11 protein-coding genes and 4 pseudogenes are annotated in these 13,756 nt (G+C 58.1%); 10 read left to right on the forward strand and 5 right to left on the reverse strand.

Going from position 1 to position 13,756, the window contains the following annotated elements:
• The 5 genes and pseudogenes from AC1DMK_RS30170 to AC1DMK_RS30190 form a co-directional block, all read left to right on the forward strand.
• Positions 1–226, forward strand: a pseudogene (locus AC1DMK_RS30170) (DDE-type integrase/transposase/recombinase); the annotation flags it as partial.
• Between the two features lie 164 nt (positions 227–390).
• Entirely contained in the window at positions 391–981 is a 591-nt protein-coding gene (locus tag AC1DMK_RS30175; RefSeq protein WP_477863923.1) for a TetR/AcrR family transcriptional regulator, read from the forward strand.
• Positions 971–1,337, forward strand: a pseudogene (locus AC1DMK_RS30180) (nuclear transport factor 2 family protein). Before AC1DMK_RS30175 ends, AC1DMK_RS30180 begins: the two are co-directional and overlap by 11 nt.
• A complete protein-coding gene (locus tag AC1DMK_RS30185) occupies positions 1,334–1,702 on the forward strand; it encodes a TfoX/Sxy family protein (RefSeq protein ID WP_477863924.1) in 369 nt (122 codons plus the stop codon). The pseudogene AC1DMK_RS30180 and the gene AC1DMK_RS30185 overlap by 4 nt, the downstream one beginning before the upstream one ends.
• Positions 1,703–1,779: 77 nt before the next feature.
• The gene (locus AC1DMK_RS30190; RefSeq protein WP_477863925.1) at positions 1,780–2,256 is read left to right on the forward strand and encodes a hypothetical protein; all 477 of its coding nucleotides are present in this window, start codon (positions 1,780–1,782) and stop codon (positions 2,254–2,256) included.
• Between the two features lie 156 nt (positions 2,257–2,412).
• Here the strand turns inward: AC1DMK_RS30190 and AC1DMK_RS30195 are convergent, their stop codons facing one another.
• The 4 genes from AC1DMK_RS30195 to AC1DMK_RS30210 form a co-directional block, all read right to left on the reverse strand.
• Positions 2,413–2,826, reverse strand: a complete 414-nt coding sequence (locus AC1DMK_RS30195; RefSeq protein ID WP_477863933.1) for a curlin — start codon at positions 2,824–2,826, stop codon at positions 2,413–2,415.
• Positions 2,827–3,001: 175 nt separating this feature from the next.
• Positions 3,002–3,400, reverse strand: a complete 399-nt coding sequence (gene csgH, locus AC1DMK_RS30200; protein WP_477863926.1) for a curli-like amyloid fiber formation chaperone CsgH — start codon at positions 3,398–3,400, stop codon at positions 3,002–3,004.
• 66 nt (positions 3,401–3,466) lie between these two features.
• Positions 3,467–3,904 (reverse strand): curlin, encoded by a 438-nt coding sequence (locus AC1DMK_RS30205; RefSeq protein WP_477863927.1) that lies wholly within the window; start codon positions 3,902–3,904, stop codon positions 3,467–3,469.
• Between the two features lie 187 nt (positions 3,905–4,091).
• Positions 4,092–4,487, reverse strand: coding sequence for a hypothetical protein (locus AC1DMK_RS30210; RefSeq protein WP_477863928.1), 396 nt, complete (start codon positions 4,485–4,487; stop codon positions 4,092–4,094).
• A gap of 1,171 nt (positions 4,488–5,658) precedes the next feature.
• Here AC1DMK_RS30210 and AC1DMK_RS30215 point away from each other — a divergent pair.
• The 3 genes and pseudogenes from AC1DMK_RS30215 to AC1DMK_RS30225 all read left to right on the forward strand — a co-directional run.
• Positions 5,659–7,446, forward strand: a complete 1,788-nt coding sequence (locus tag AC1DMK_RS30215) for a methyl-accepting chemotaxis protein (RefSeq protein WP_477863929.1) — start codon at positions 5,659–5,661, stop codon at positions 7,444–7,446.
• A gap of 175 nt (positions 7,447–7,621) precedes the next feature.
• Positions 7,622–9,841: an EAL domain-containing protein gene (locus tag AC1DMK_RS30220; protein WP_477863930.1), complete on the forward strand. Its 2,220-nt coding sequence runs from the start codon at positions 7,622–7,624 to the stop codon at positions 9,839–9,841.
• Between the two features lie 295 nt (positions 9,842–10,136).
• Positions 10,137–10,649, forward strand: a pseudogene (locus tag AC1DMK_RS30225) (transposase family protein); the annotation flags it as partial.
• Between the two features lie 116 nt (positions 10,650–10,765).
• On the opposite strand, the pseudogene AC1DMK_RS30230 reads toward AC1DMK_RS30225, so the two are convergent.
• Positions 10,766–10,987: pseudogene (locus tag AC1DMK_RS30230) on the reverse strand (GNAT family N-acetyltransferase); the annotation flags it as partial.
• Between the two features lie 242 nt (positions 10,988–11,229).
• On the opposite strand from AC1DMK_RS30230, the gene AC1DMK_RS30235 reads away from it, so the two are divergent.
• On the forward strand, positions 11,230–12,090 hold the full coding sequence (locus tag AC1DMK_RS30235; protein ID WP_477863931.1) for a tyrosine-type recombinase/integrase: 861 nt from the start codon (positions 11,230–11,232) through the stop codon (positions 12,088–12,090).
• Between the two features lie 13 nt (positions 12,091–12,103).
• On the forward strand, positions 12,104–13,270 hold the full coding sequence (locus tag AC1DMK_RS30240) for an IS91 family transposase (protein WP_477863932.1): 1,167 nt from the start codon (positions 12,104–12,106) through the stop codon (positions 13,268–13,270).
• Positions 13,271–13,756 lie beyond the last annotated feature (486 nt).

A 13,756-nucleotide genomic window follows, 5' to 3' on the forward strand; every position in this document is an offset into this window, starting at 1 on the left:
CAAATATCCTCGGGGGGTCTGGGGGGACTCCCCCAGGGGCACGCGCCTGAAAAAGCAGGGCGTTGCGCCAAAGCGGTTGATTACCGACAAGCTGCCATCTTACGCCGCCGCAAAACGCCAGATCATGCCAACCCTTGAGCACCGTTCTCACAAGGGGTTGAACAATCGAGCGGAAAACTCGCATCTGCCGCTGCGAAAACGGGAGCGGGTGATGCAAACATTTCGAGAACCTTTCTCTGGAGGGGCCGCGATATGTCCTCACCACTCGATTAACCAGCGCATCGTGGCTTTGAACAGATGATCGCTCGCCCCTTCGAAGCCAAACCGACTTGACATACTATTCTTGATTGTTCATTTTAGAATGGCCGATCAAGAATGGTGGTTGCAAGCATGGGACGATCCCGGGAATACGACGAAGATGCGGTGCTGACCGGTGCGATGCGAGCGTTCCGGCGCCGAGGCTATGGCGCCGTTTCGATCAAGGAGCTGGAACAGGCGACCGGGCTGAAGGGCGGCAGCATCTATCACGGCTATGGCGACAAGGCCGGGTTGTTCGATGCAGCTTTCACCCACTACAACCGAGTGGTTCTACTGGGCCGCATCGCGGAATACGCCCCTGAGTCAGCGGGGCTCGGCGGGGTCAGAAAGCTATTCCTGACACTGCTGCAGGAGGCCAATGGCGAAGCATTTGGCTGCCTGATCACCAATGCGGCATGCGAGTTCGGCGGCAGCGGGATGGCGCATCCCGGCGTCGCCGAAGGCCTTCGTATGCTCTCGGGAACCTTTGCAGATCGGCTGGCCACGGCGCATCGAACGGGGCGTCTGCGAAGCGATGTGGCGCCGGGAACCGCGTGCGCGAAATTGTTGGCGCTCTATCAGGGCGTTCTCGTGCTGGTCCGGGCCGGCTGGGACAAGGCTGCGCTGATCGCCATGATCAATGATGAATTCGACAGTTTGGAAGGTAAGCGACATGACGCCTGATGTTCTCTGGAGACGCTACGCGGCGATCTGGTCGCTCGACACCGAAGCGCGGAGGCGGCGAACTGGCCGCCTGTCTTGCCGATGACGTGACCTATTGCGACCCGAACGGCCTGATTGAAGGTCAGGCGGCACTCTCGGCCTATATGGGTGGGTTCCAGCAGAGCGCACCGGGCGGCGCGTTTCACATCCGCGCCGTGCTGCATCATCACGGCCGCACCATCTCGCACTGGACGCTGCATGGGCCGGACGGCGCCGCGCTGCAAACCGGTACCAGCTTCAGCCTGCTGACGGAGGACGGCAGGTTCCAGGCAATCAGCGGCTTCTTCCATGCGCCCGGCGGAGACGAATTGCGGTGAGCCCGACATCGGCGCGGGACCGGGCGATCGAGCTGGCCGAGCAGATGGCCGGTATCGGCTCGATCGAGGTCAGTCGCTTCTTCGGCGGCGCCGGCCTCAAATGCGAGGGCGTGCAGTTCGCGTTTGTGATGCAGGGTATCTTGCATCTACGGGTCGACGACGATACCCGCCCCGCGTTCGAAGCGCTGAACGCGACAGCTTTTGCCTATGGCGGTCGATCCGGAACCGTGACTGTGGCCAGCTACTACGCGCTGCCGGACGAGATCGTCGATGACCACGACGAACTCGTGCGCTGGGCCGAGCGGGCCTATCGTGTCGCCAGAGCCGCCAGGCCCTCGTCAAGGGGCGCGCAAGCGCGGTCTTGATGACGGGCCATCAGTCTTGCTGGTTTCGACCTCTCGACTAGCGCAGCCAACCGCTGGGGCAGAGCTTCGACGCGAGCATGGCGACATTCACAGTGCATCAGTGGCCGGATCTTCGGGCTGGACTCGCCGAAGTGCGTCGGGTGACGCGCGGCCCTGTACTGGTGCTGACTTGTGATCCGCAAGAACTCGAACGCTCCTGGCTTCATGCCTACGCACCCGAGGTGATTACAACCGAAGCCCGCCGCTATCCGTCGATACAGGCCATTGGCGAGGGCCTTGGTGGAAGCGGCACCCAGGTTGTTGCGGTTCCGATCCCGTTGAATTGCACCGACGGATTCAGCGAGGGGTATTATGGTCGCCCGGAACGGCTACTCGATCCCGGCGCGCGGCTTGCCAATTCCGCCTGGAGTTTCGTTGATCCGTCGATCGGTGAACGTTTTGCCTCGACCCTCGGCCATGATCTTGAAGACGGCACTTGGGATACCCGCCACTGCCATCTTCGGACACAGCCTCACTTCGAAGGCTCGTTGCGGTTGATCGTGGGCCAGCTGTGATGGAAGCCGACATAAAACAGCAATTGCGCGCGCTGAAATCCCTCGCAGGCCCCTTTCCATCCTGCGGGGAGGGCTCTGCATGGGTTGCGGGCAAATACCTTCTCCAGCAGGTGATGGAACAGGGTTACATTGCCTTCAGGACGGTTGTGAACTGCCTTACCAGCCATAGCTGAAAGTAGCGCCACTCCCATTATCCCCTTCCTGCACCACGTCGGTTTCAGTATTTCGCCCATACTGGAAAATGCCATAAGCATTGTTGTTGCCATTCTGCCGCAAGGTTGCGGAATGACTATTGCCCCGTTGCTGAATGAAGCCGATGTTGCCACGGCCAGCCTGAGCAATGCCAGCCGCGTTACCCCGGCCCAACTGCCGGATGTCGGCGTCTTTCAGGCCGCGGTAGAGTGAGTAGACGCGCAGTCCGGTTGAGAAGAGATCCGCATCCCTGGCATTGTCCGGCGCGAGGTTGAACGAGATCCGGCCTCCAGCATAGGCTGGCACAGACAATGCTACTTGCCCCAGACTCCCGGCAAGAAGAGTGACGGCAAGGATCTTAAACACGTTGCGGGTCATCCTGATCTCCATTTCCCGGCTACCTATGCCGATGATCAACTTTCGCATCCTGCAACTGAACCCGGTCGGAATTGCCCGTTCAGTTGCCGTTCAGTCGGTTCGGCCCGGTCAGAAGAAAAAGAGGGCGCCAGAAACCGGCGCCCTCTTAACGTGATTTCCAGAGCGTGGTAGCTGATCAGTTGTCACCAGTCTGCTTCGTGCAGCTGAAACTCTTATCCCCGATCATGACGTCCAGCGTCACCCTGTATTCGGCTCCTCTGGAGTCGAGCGTGACGGAGCTGAGAAGTTCCGGATGTCCCGCTCTGGCATCAAAGTCGCCACTCTGATTGATCGCGGAGCGTCCACCGTCTCCTGATTTCTCGACATGAAAGGAGTAAGTCCCGCCGACATGCCTGTCGGTATGGGCGAACGCATCCAGTCTCACCATACCTGCCTCGGACGTCGCTTTGATTTCGCAAAGCTGCGCCCCGTCCGATTGTTTGGCAATGGTCATTGTCGCAACCGCGCCGACGGGAAGCAGGGCCAGCGCGAGAATCGCCATCAGGCGGCGCGGATGTTTGATGCTACTTGGCATGGGTTGTCTCCCTGATGATCTGCTGTTGCGATCCTGACCAGCTTCACGTCGTCCGCACGCGGCCGCTTATGGGCAGGCCTGCACGAAGGCTGCAACGTTGTCATTGCCGCCCTGGCTGACATTGGCGCTGCAGCCATGCCCCACCTGGACACCAGCCGCGATGTTGCCATTGCCGTCCTGGGTAAGGATCGTCGTGTGGTTGGAGCCAAACTGGCCAATGCCGGCAACGTTGCGGTTGCCGTTCTGATAGGTGGCGCCATAGTTGTTATTGCCCTCCTGACCGACAGCCGAAAGGTTGTGACGACCATATTGATGGCCGACAATCCGATTGTAGCCACCGTTCTGGTAGGTTCTGATCCGGTTTCCGTACCCTTCCTGCGCACCACCTGCAGAGTTCGACCAGCCATATTGTTCGATACGCACATCGTTGGCCATGGCGGGGGCTGCGGCGGTGACGCCTACGAGTGCGGCGAGTGCGATTGCAACGAAAGACGGACGGATCATGACTGTGTCTCCTGAGGCGGATATGACCGCGGTTGAACGTCTTTCTTTTAGGCGCTCCCTTTGAAACAGAAGCTGAAGCTATCATTCAGTCGGGGTTCATTCGCAGGGACCGGCGCCCGCGTCATCGCTCGCAAAGCGAGACCTGTTCAAATTCTTCGAATCCCTTTCTCAGTCGGGAGAGTAATTCCTAAGTCTCTCTCACAGCGAAACGCTTGGCGGCGTTCAGAGGGCGATGTTTCAAAACAATCGTCGTAGGAGGTTTTCTTCCCAACGATTTCATCGCCTGCCGTTTCCAACGGCCACTTTCGATGAGAAGCGATTGGCTGACACGAACATTGCCGCAGCCAGGTAGTGATCGTAATGTCTCCCGCAGGCTAATGGCGATGGTTCTCGGCAGCGAAGGATTAAGGTAGATGCATTCGATCATGCTAAGAGGAAAATCAATCGGGACCGCGGGTTTTTGATCCTCCAAAGTTTCCGCAACAACCCGATACTCTTCCTCCGCAGCAAACCCGACGCGTTTCACAAAGGCAAGCCGGCTGACATCATGCTTGGTCAGGCGCTCCACCTCACCGAGCTTCAAATATTCCACTGCGTCAAAAACGCACGCCCTAAAGGTCTTTCAACTCAGCATCGAATTTAATGCGCTCAATCGATATGCAAGCGCGTCTGCAGTGCCCGTGAAGACCCTCCGATGGTGATAGGTTTCGGAGCATCGCGTCGCGCACAGACCGTAGAGGCCACCGAGACCCATCTTTTCTTTGTAAAGGCTCATGAAATAGCGGTCGTTGCGATCATCCCAGTTCTGTGGGTCGAGCAGCGGCAATTCTTTCCGGCGAAGAATGTCGATCACTGCGGATATAGCGATATAGATGTGTAGCGACGCAGAAGCCTCTAAGTTTTGGTCAACGCCTTTGTCACTCCGCGGCCTGAAGATGAACACGACCTTTAATTTCGGCGAACTTCTGAGACGAGACGATCGACTCGCGGCGCCTCCTCTGAAGGTCCGCAACGCCTATGAAATTTCGGGGCAGTTGTCGTTTGGCACTTAAACGCAAGATTGCGGCTGTTTGGATTTCATTTGGCAGATAATCTGAGATTTGCGGCGGAGAGAATCTCAAATTAAGTGCACCGCCAAGACGTCCACGATTGGCTCGCGCGGGCCTCGATGTCGTTGAAAACGCTGCTAAAGCGATCTCTATTCTCGGCCGTGCGCCGTCACGCTCGTCGGGAAGTCATTGAAGAAACACCGTCGATTTCGTCGACGATGGAATCTCACATTAAGTGCCAAAATCCAAGGAAAAATCTCAAATTAAGTGCAAGTCTCAAATTAAGTACCACGCTATCTTGTTGAAATTGTTGGGGGCAGAATCTCATGATTAAATGCAAAACGACACCGTGACTATCGCCGATCGCGATGCGGAGACGGCGACGGAACATCGATAGGACTAGCGTGAAGGCGACATCGTTGGTTTCGCGGATCAGCCGTCGCGTTGCCTTCCTGGCTTGTGCCAACCCTTCTGCGCGGGACAGGACGCCCCGACAGCGCCATCCACAGAACCTTTGAGGCTTCTGGTTTCGGTCCAAATGTGGCTAGCGGCAGGACCATCATCAACGGATCGGTGAAGAGCAGTTCTGACGGAATGTTCTGCCTCGAACAAGTCCGGCCCGACGTGCGCGACGTCACCCGTATAATTAAATCTGCGTTAGGGGTATGCTGGATTGGCAGCGGTGTAATCTATGGGGGATTTCGGATGAGTATTCTTGATCGTGGTGGAAATGCTGTCGCGGTTCTTGCCGCTCTGTCGAATTCGCAAGCCATGATCGAGTTTGACTTGTCGGGCAAGATCCTCACCGCGAATGAGAACTTCTGCAAGGCGCTTGGCTACGAGCTGAGGGAGATAGTCGGAAAACATCACAGCATGTTTGTCGAACCAGCCTATGCATCCTCGGCAGAATACACGGCTTTCTGGGCGAAGCTGTCAGCAGGGAAATTCGATCAACAGCAATACAAGCGGATTGGAAAAGGCGGCCGCGAGGTCTGGATCGAAGCATCCTACAATCCCGTGTTCCGACGCGGGAAGCCGGTCAAGGTCATCAAGATTGCGACCGATATCACTACGCAGAAGCTGAAGTCTGCCGAGGATGCGGGCAAGATCGACGCATTGTCCCGCGCGCAGGCGATCATCGAATTTACGCCAGCGGGCGAAGTGGTGACCGCGAACGACAATTTCCTCAGCGCCCTCGGGTATTCGCTCGCTGAGATCCAGGGCAAACATCATTCGATGTTCTGTGAAACAGACTACACAAGGTCGGACGCTTACAAGGAGTTCTGGCGGAAGCTCTCGAATGGTCAGCTGGTTGCCGACGAATTCATGCGTGTCGGCAAGGGTGGACGGAAGGTTTTCATCCAGGCTTCCTACAATCCGATCTTCGACCTGAACGGCAAGGTGTTTAAGGTCGCGAAGTTCGCGACCGATGTCACGGGGCGCGTCGAGAATGTCGAGCAACTCGCCCGTTGCCTGACCAATTTTGCGGACGGCGACCTGTCGCAAACGATCGAAAGGCCTTTCATTCCATCGCTGGAACGGCTGCGGACCGACTTCAACAGCGCCTCGGAGAAGCTGAAGGATGCGATGGCGACGGTGGCTGAAAATGCCAAGGCGATTTCGGCCGGCTCCAACGAAATCCGCACCGCCGCCGACGATCTGGCAAAGCGCACCGAACAGCAAGCCGCATCCGTCGAAGAGACGGCGGCCGCGCTCGAGGAAATCACGACGACGGTCAAGGATTCGAGCCGGCGCGCCGAGGAGGCCGGTCGGCTCGTGGCGCGCGCCAGAGACCATGCGGAGCATTCCGGCCAGGTCGTGCGTGACGCGATAGGTGCCATGGACCAGATCGAAACCTCGTCGCGCGAAATTTCCAATATCATCGGTGTCATTGACGAGATTGCCTTCCAGACGAACCTTTTGGCGCTCAATGCCGGTGTAGAGGCGGCACGGGCAGGGGAGGCCGGCAAGGGTTTTGCGGTCGTTGCTCAGGAGGTCCGCGAACTGGCTCAGCGGTCCGCGAAAGCTGCCAAAGAGATCAAGAGTTTGATCATGGCGTCCGGTTCTCATGTGGCAAACGGCGTCGGCCTTGTCACGAATGCCGGATCCGCGCTTCGGGAAATCGCCAGTCAGGTTCACGAAATCAACACCAACGTGGCTGCGATCGTGGAGGCGGCGCGCGAGCAATCGACTGCGCTTGGCGGGATCAATCAGGCCATCAACACCGTCGATCAGGGAACACAGCAGAACGCGGCGATGGTCGAGGAGCAGACCGCTGCAAGCCATGGCCTCGCACGAGAGGCCGCCGCGCTCTTCGAGCTTCTCGAACAGTTCCGTTTCGACGATGCACCGAGATCGAGGCCTTTGTCCACGCAGGCTGATCGCCACGCTGCCCCACCGACGGCTTTGAAGGTCATTCGTAGCTCGCCCGCCGCATCCGTCCAACGAGGCTCGGCAGCGGTCGCGCTGAAGTCTGATTGGGAAGAATTCTGATCATCGCCGAAAATTGGATCGGCATGAAAAGCTCATCGCAAAGCGCTTGCGAACGATACGGTGCGATATTCGGCCACGAGACAAAGCAATTTTACACCCCACCGGCGGCAAGTTCGTCCGCTTCTATGATCCATGAAGGGTCTCACTCACTCGGCACTGCGAGGAGTAAGGTCGCATGTCATTGACAGAAGACGAGAGGCTGAACCTTCTCTACGAGGCAAGCATTCTCGATACGCCGCCGACAAGCGAATTCGACGCTATCGTACGTCTGGCCTGCAGCATGTTCGACATGCCGATGGCGTTGGTTTCGTTTGTCGATGAGCACCGGCAATGGTTCAAGGCCCGACAAGGCTTCATTTTGAAAGAGGCGCCACGCGAGCATTCCTTTTGCGGCCACGTCGTGGAAACAGGGTCACCGCTCGTCGTTGAAGATGCCAGCAAAGATTCCCGCTTTTACGGAAACACGTTCGTCACAGACTGTTCCGTCCAGTTCTATGCCGGCGTTCCGCTTTCGGAAGGGGAGACGGTTTACGGCAGTTTTTGTGTCCTCGACACGAAGACCCGCCGCTTCGGCGATCGGGATTTCGAACAGCTCCACAGTTTGGCAAGCGTCGTCGTAGGCCTCATCCGGGAGCACCGTCAGCAAAGCCTGCTGAAAGAGCAGCAACGTGAACTGGAGCTGAAGCAGGCCCGGTTCGAACAGACCGAGCGCTCGGCCAAGGTCGGTGGTTTTGAGATGGACCTTGGCACCGGTGCGATCGTCTGGTCGGATCAGATATACCGCACCGTCGGATTGCCAATCGGCAAACGCATGACCACGGAGGCGGTGATCGGCTGCTATGCTCCCGAAGAACGTGACAGCGTCAGGCGCAGGATCCGCGACGTCCTGAACGGCGCGGAGACCGGCGTTGACAAAGAATATCGCATCATTACGCCAGAAGGCGAGGAACGATGGATTCGGGTCGTCAGTGATATCGAACACCTGCAAGGTGAGCCACGACGCCTGTTCGGCATCGTTCAGGATGTTTCCGAAAAAGTGCGCTATGAGCAACGTCTGCTCCAGGCAGCAAACGCCGATGCCCTTACCGGACTTGCAAACCGGGCAGCCTACAATGCGCATATGGAGAGACTCGCGGCGGCGGACGCTCCCTCCATCGGTTTGCTGCTGATCGACGTCGATCGTTTGAAGCAAGTCAACGATATCCTTGGCCATGCAACAGGTGACCTGCTGTTGAAGGGTGTGGCATCACGTTTGGACGAGCGCCTAGGAAAGCGTGGAAAGGTGTTTCGCCTCGGCGGCGATGAGTTCTGCGTCATTCTGGAAGCACCCGAAAACGCGCGGGGCATGCGTTTACTGGCGCGACATCTGATCGACTATATCGGCCGCCCCCTGGAGGTCGGTGGGTCAACGATAAGTCCGATGATAACCTTGGGCGGTGCGATTTCAGAAGGTGAAATGGATGCAGCGACGCTTTCGCAAAACGCGGACTTTGCCCTCTACCACGCCAAGGAAACACGGCGCGGCAGCTACGTCCAATATCAGCCCAGCCTGCGTTCGACGATCGCCCATCGCATTCAGATCATCCGGGAGGTGGAGCTCGCGCTCACTGAGCATCGGATGATGCCGCACTATCAGCCACTCGTTCGTTGCGCGGACGGTCAGGTATGGGCGTTTGAGGCGCTCGTGAGAATGCAGCGCTCGGATGGCTCAATCGTATCGGCTGCGCAATTTCATGAGGCGTTCACGGACTCGAGCGTGTCCCACCACATCACGACGCGCATGCTTGAGCATGTCGCGACCGATATCCGTAACTGGATGGACCGCGGGCTGGAATTCGGGCGGGTCGGACTGAATGTCTGCGCCTCTGATTTCATGAGAGGGGATCTGGAAGGCCGCATTGTTGCTGCGTTTACGTCAAGGGGCATCCCGCTGGACAAGCTTGTGCTTGAAGTGACGGAAACAGTTTTCCTGCAGGGTATGGAAGACACCGTTGCAACAACGCTGCAGCGTTTGCGGAAAAAAGGTCTGGCTGTTGCGCTCGATGACTTTGGGACGGGTTATGCGTCACTTACGCATTTGCGGAGCCTGCCTGTCGATATCATCAAGATCGACAAAAGCTTTATCGACACCATGCTCGAGGATGAATCGAGCCTTGCAATCGTTGAACTGGTGCTCAATCTGGCACGGAAGCTTAAAATGAAGGTCACCGCAGAAGGTGTAGAAACCCATCGGCAGGCGGTGTGCTTGCTGGAAATGGGGTGTACCACACTCCAGGGTTATCTGTTCAGCAAGCCGATGGACCGCGAACACGTCGGCAGATACCTATCTGCGTTGAAACCACATCTCGTCGAGAACTCCAAACGACCTGAGGAGGGCCTTCGCCTCCTCGGATAGAAGATCAACCGTGGCGGTCGCAAACCTATGCCTAAGTCGACCCGTGCCAGAGGGGCTCGCTCAGCGTTAGGAAGGTCATGGGGCGCCGATCAGGAACTATCCACGAGCTACCGCAGCACCGTCCTTCGTTGGTCTACGATTGTACATCCACATCAGCGACATCCAGAGTGGCACCTGTCGCGTGGCACTTAAATGTAATAATGCGGCCGTTTCAGCGAGGTTCGGCATTTAAAGAGGGTCATCCCCAATTTGTGTGGTTAACAGACCGTTAGCAGTGACGCTGCTATCGGCCGCCATGCGAACGAAATCGAAATGGTCGCCCGGTCCGGGCTAAAGTGCAGAGCGTCGTATCCAACGACGACGGTGATTGGGTTGTGTCTGCTTGCGGGCCATCCTCGGGCATATGCCCAGATTGCCAACACCAGGGCAGAAGTCGGCATGGCTGGTCATACCGCAGTCTTCAGGACCTGCCGGTCCAAGGCAATGAAGTGACGGTAAAGCTTCAGTTGAGCCGCTGGCGTTGCACATATCGGCAATGCAGACGGCAAACATTCACGGACCGGTCCCTGCTATTGCCTCCCCTGACGCACGCAGGACAACGAGGGTCGCCGAAATAGTCGGTCTACTTGGCCATAGTACGGGCGGACAGCCCGGAGAGCGCTTGATGCAGCGACTGGGGATATCGATCAGTGGCGACACCATCCTTCGGCACTTGAAGCGAAATGCTTCACGGGTCGACGATCAACCGTCGGCTCGGATCGTCGGTATCGATGACTGGAGTTGGAGGAAATCTTGGCGCTACGGCACATAAATTTGCAAAAGATGGCAGGGTGCCGCAGGGGGGAAGGCATGACTTCAATAGAAGGTTATCGGGATCCCGAGGGTGTAGTTGTAATTATAGTTTGTTCATTTTTTACGCTATTTTTAGTCATTGAAGGCCGCGACGACGGTTTCGATGGGCAGGAACAATGTCCGGCTTTCCTGGGGATGCTCGATGAACTCCGCACAGCGCATGTAAAAAGCCTTGGCTGCTTCGTCTTTGGCATGAACCAGCACCGCCCCAATGCCGATACTTTGCGATGCCAGTGCGATCCGGCGCAATGCGTCAGAAAGCAAATCCGCCCCTAGATCCATGCCCGCAAGGCGCGATTGAGACACGGGCCGCGACCAGCTGAGGATCACCGAGAGGATCAGAGCTGCAATTCGCTCATTCGACGCGAAAACTCTGCGACGAGTCCGTCTACGGTCAGGACGATCTGCTTAGGTCGGATCGACATTCAGGATTGAACGAAGCCGCTGGCGCGGCACTTGGAGTGCGGGATTTGCATGATGCGCTTCTGATTTGAAGGATTGGGCTGTTTTAGCCAACCTTTGAACAGGAGATGACGATGACAGAGATGAGCCCGCTGCGCCGGCGCATGATCGATGACATGACGATCCGCAATCTTTCGCCAGCGACGCAACGATCGTATTTGCATGCGGTGACGAAGTTCTCGCGCTATTTCGGGCGTTCGCCAGACCGTCTTGGACTGGAAGACGTGCGCGCGTTTCAGGTGCATTTGGTCTCATCGGGCCTATCATGGCCGGCCTTGAACCAGACAGTTTGTGCCCTGCGGTTCTTCTTTGGCGTCACGCTCGGTCATGGCGAGATACCGGAGCGCATTGCCTATGCCCGGACACCCGCCAAGCTGCCGACGATCCTAAACGGCGACGAGATCGTGCGGTTTCTGGAAGCGGTTCCGAGCCTGAGGACCCGCACCGCACTGACGACAGCTTATGCAGCGGGGCTGCGCGCCTCGGAAGCTGTCCATCTCAAGGTCCGCGACGTTGATGGCGAACGCGGCATCATCCGCGTCGAGCATGGCAAGGGCGGAAAGGATCGCAACGTCATGCTGTCAGCGCAGTTGCTCGCGATCCTGCGGGTCTATTGGCGGCTGGCGAGACCCGAGGTCTGGCTGTTCCCGGGCCGGGACGAGACCAAGCCCATCGACGTCCAGGTTCTGTATTCTGCCTGCCGTTCGGCGTGCACTGCTGCCGGCATCGACAAAAGGGTGACGGTCCATACGCTGCGTCACAGCTTTGCCACCCATCTTCTGGAAAGCGGAACCGACATCCGCATCATCCAGGTTTTGCTCGGCCACAACAATCTGTCCACCACGGCACGCTACACGAAGGTTTCCAATACCCTGATCCGCAGCACGACCAGCCCGCTCGACCGGCTGACGTTAGAGGTGGTGCCGCCAGGCTGAGCATAGCTTCGCCATGGCGGCGGGACTGGAGGTGGCGGACATTTTTCGCCGCCACGGGGAAAGATATCGTCAAACACACGACGCTCATCTCGGGCGTGTCGAACGCCGGGTCATGAGTGCGGTCGAGATGTGCCGGACCGCTCGCCTGGGCGGGCATGTCCAGCAATGTCAGGACTGCGCGGCGTTCCGCATCGCCTATAATTCCTGCCGCAACCGGCATTGCCCGAAGTGCCAGGGACAGGCGAGCCGTGACTGGCTTGCCGCGCGGCAGGCCGACCTTCTGCCGGTCGGCTATTTCCACGTCGTCTTCACCCTACCGCAGCAGATCGCCGCAATCGCCTTCCAGAACAAGAATGCCGTTTACACGATCCTGTTTCGCGCCGTCGCCGAGACGCTGCGCAAGCTTGCTGCGGATCCCAGACATCTGGGTGCGGAGATCGGCTTCATCGCGGTGCTGCACTCCTGGGGACAGAACCTCCATTATCACCCGCATATCCATTGCATCGTGCCGGGCGGCGGATTGTCGGCCGACCAGTCCCGCTGGGTTGCCTGCCGGGCAAACTTCTTCCTGCCCGTGCGGGTTCTGTCACGCCTGTTCCGGCGACTGTTTCTTGAAGAGCTGAAGCAGGCCTACGACCTGGGCCAGCTTCGGTTCTTTGGCGATATCGCCGGCCTGGCCGATCCGGCCGCATTCAATCGCATTGTCAAAGAAGCGCGGCGTGTCGACTGGGTGGTCTACGCCAAGCCGCCATTGGCCGGACCCGAACAGGTGCTGGCCTATCTCGGGCGCTATACCCATCGCATTGCCATCTCCAATTCCCGCCTCGTCAGCATCGATGGCGATCGCGTCACATTCCGATGGAAGGATTATCGAACGGGCGGCAGGCAAAAGGTGATGACGCTCGATGCCCACGAGTTCATCCGCCGCTTCCTGCTTCACACCGTTCCGGACGGCTTTCACCGCATTCGTCATTACGGCCTGCTTGCCAATGGCCATCGGCAACTGAAGCTGGACCTGTGTCGAAGCCTGCTCGACGTCCCGCCGCCGGTCGAAGAACCGGACGCAAAGCCACCACCTTTGCGACACCGCTGCTCCTGTTGCGGCGGAACCATGACGATCATTGCCGCGTGGGCCCCGATCCAGCCGGTACGCCGGCCAGCATGGAACGACAGTTCATGATCATATCATGCGCGGCATCATTGCAACGATCAGCGTCGGCATGCCGAGGGGCCGCGAGGCGAATGCTTTGGCCAATCGTGCCTGAGCGACAACGCCACCAAGAGTTCGGCCGACGCAAACCAGCCGATAGGAACGTCAAAGACACCGCAAATACCCTCAAAACCCTTCCAGACCTGTCCACGTGCTCCGCCAAGGCTCACCCCTGCCAGACACCATCTACCGCTTCGGCTAAATCCCCATAGTGCCAAACAACCCGCGCCTTCGCTCAATCCGGCTTCAATGAGGTCCGATCAGTGAATGCCGCACGCACGGCGCGCGGACCTCACAGAACCCTCCAGATTCCCAAATCACTTAATCGCTGATTCATAGGACACCGTGTTGGATCACGGAGGCCTTTGATGGTGGCGAAGCGGTATGAACTGAGCGATGGGCAGTGGGCGAAGATTGCGTCCTTGTTGCCGGGCAAGGCCGGTGATCCGGGGCGCA

The sequence above is a fragment of the Rhizobium sp. 05L419 genome (genome assembly GCF_056397845.1).

Excerpts from the sequence above, each read along its gene's own strand:
- AC1DMK_RS30195 (WP_477863933.1), bottom strand. The coding sequence starts at position 2,826 with ATGACCCGCAACGTGTTTAAGATCCTTGCCGTCACTCTTCTTGCCGGG.
- csgH (WP_477863926.1), bottom strand. The coding sequence starts at position 3,400 with ATGCCAAGTAGCATCAAACATCCGCGCCGCCTGATGGCGATTCTCGCG.
- AC1DMK_RS30240 (WP_477863932.1), top strand. The coding sequence starts at position 12,104 with ATGGCGGCGGGACTGGAGGTGGCGGACATTTTTCGCCGCCACGGGGAA.
- AC1DMK_RS30235 (WP_477863931.1), top strand. The coding sequence starts at position 11,230 with ATGACAGAGATGAGCCCGCTGCGCCGGCGCATGATCGATGACATGACG.
- AC1DMK_RS30220 (WP_477863930.1), top strand. The coding sequence starts at position 7,622 with ATGTCATTGACAGAAGACGAGAGGCTGAACCTTCTCTACGAGGCAAGC.
- AC1DMK_RS30175 (WP_477863923.1), top strand. The coding sequence starts at position 391 with ATGGGACGATCCCGGGAATACGACGAAGATGCGGTGCTGACCGGTGCG.
- AC1DMK_RS30190 (WP_477863925.1), top strand. The coding sequence starts at position 1,780 with ATGGCGACATTCACAGTGCATCAGTGGCCGGATCTTCGGGCTGGACTC.
- AC1DMK_RS30215 (WP_477863929.1), top strand. The coding sequence starts at position 5,659 with ATGAGTATTCTTGATCGTGGTGGAAATGCTGTCGCGGTTCTTGCCGCT.
- AC1DMK_RS30205 (WP_477863927.1), bottom strand. The coding sequence starts at position 3,904 with ATGATCCGTCCGTCTTTCGTTGCAATCGCACTCGCCGCACTCGTAGGC.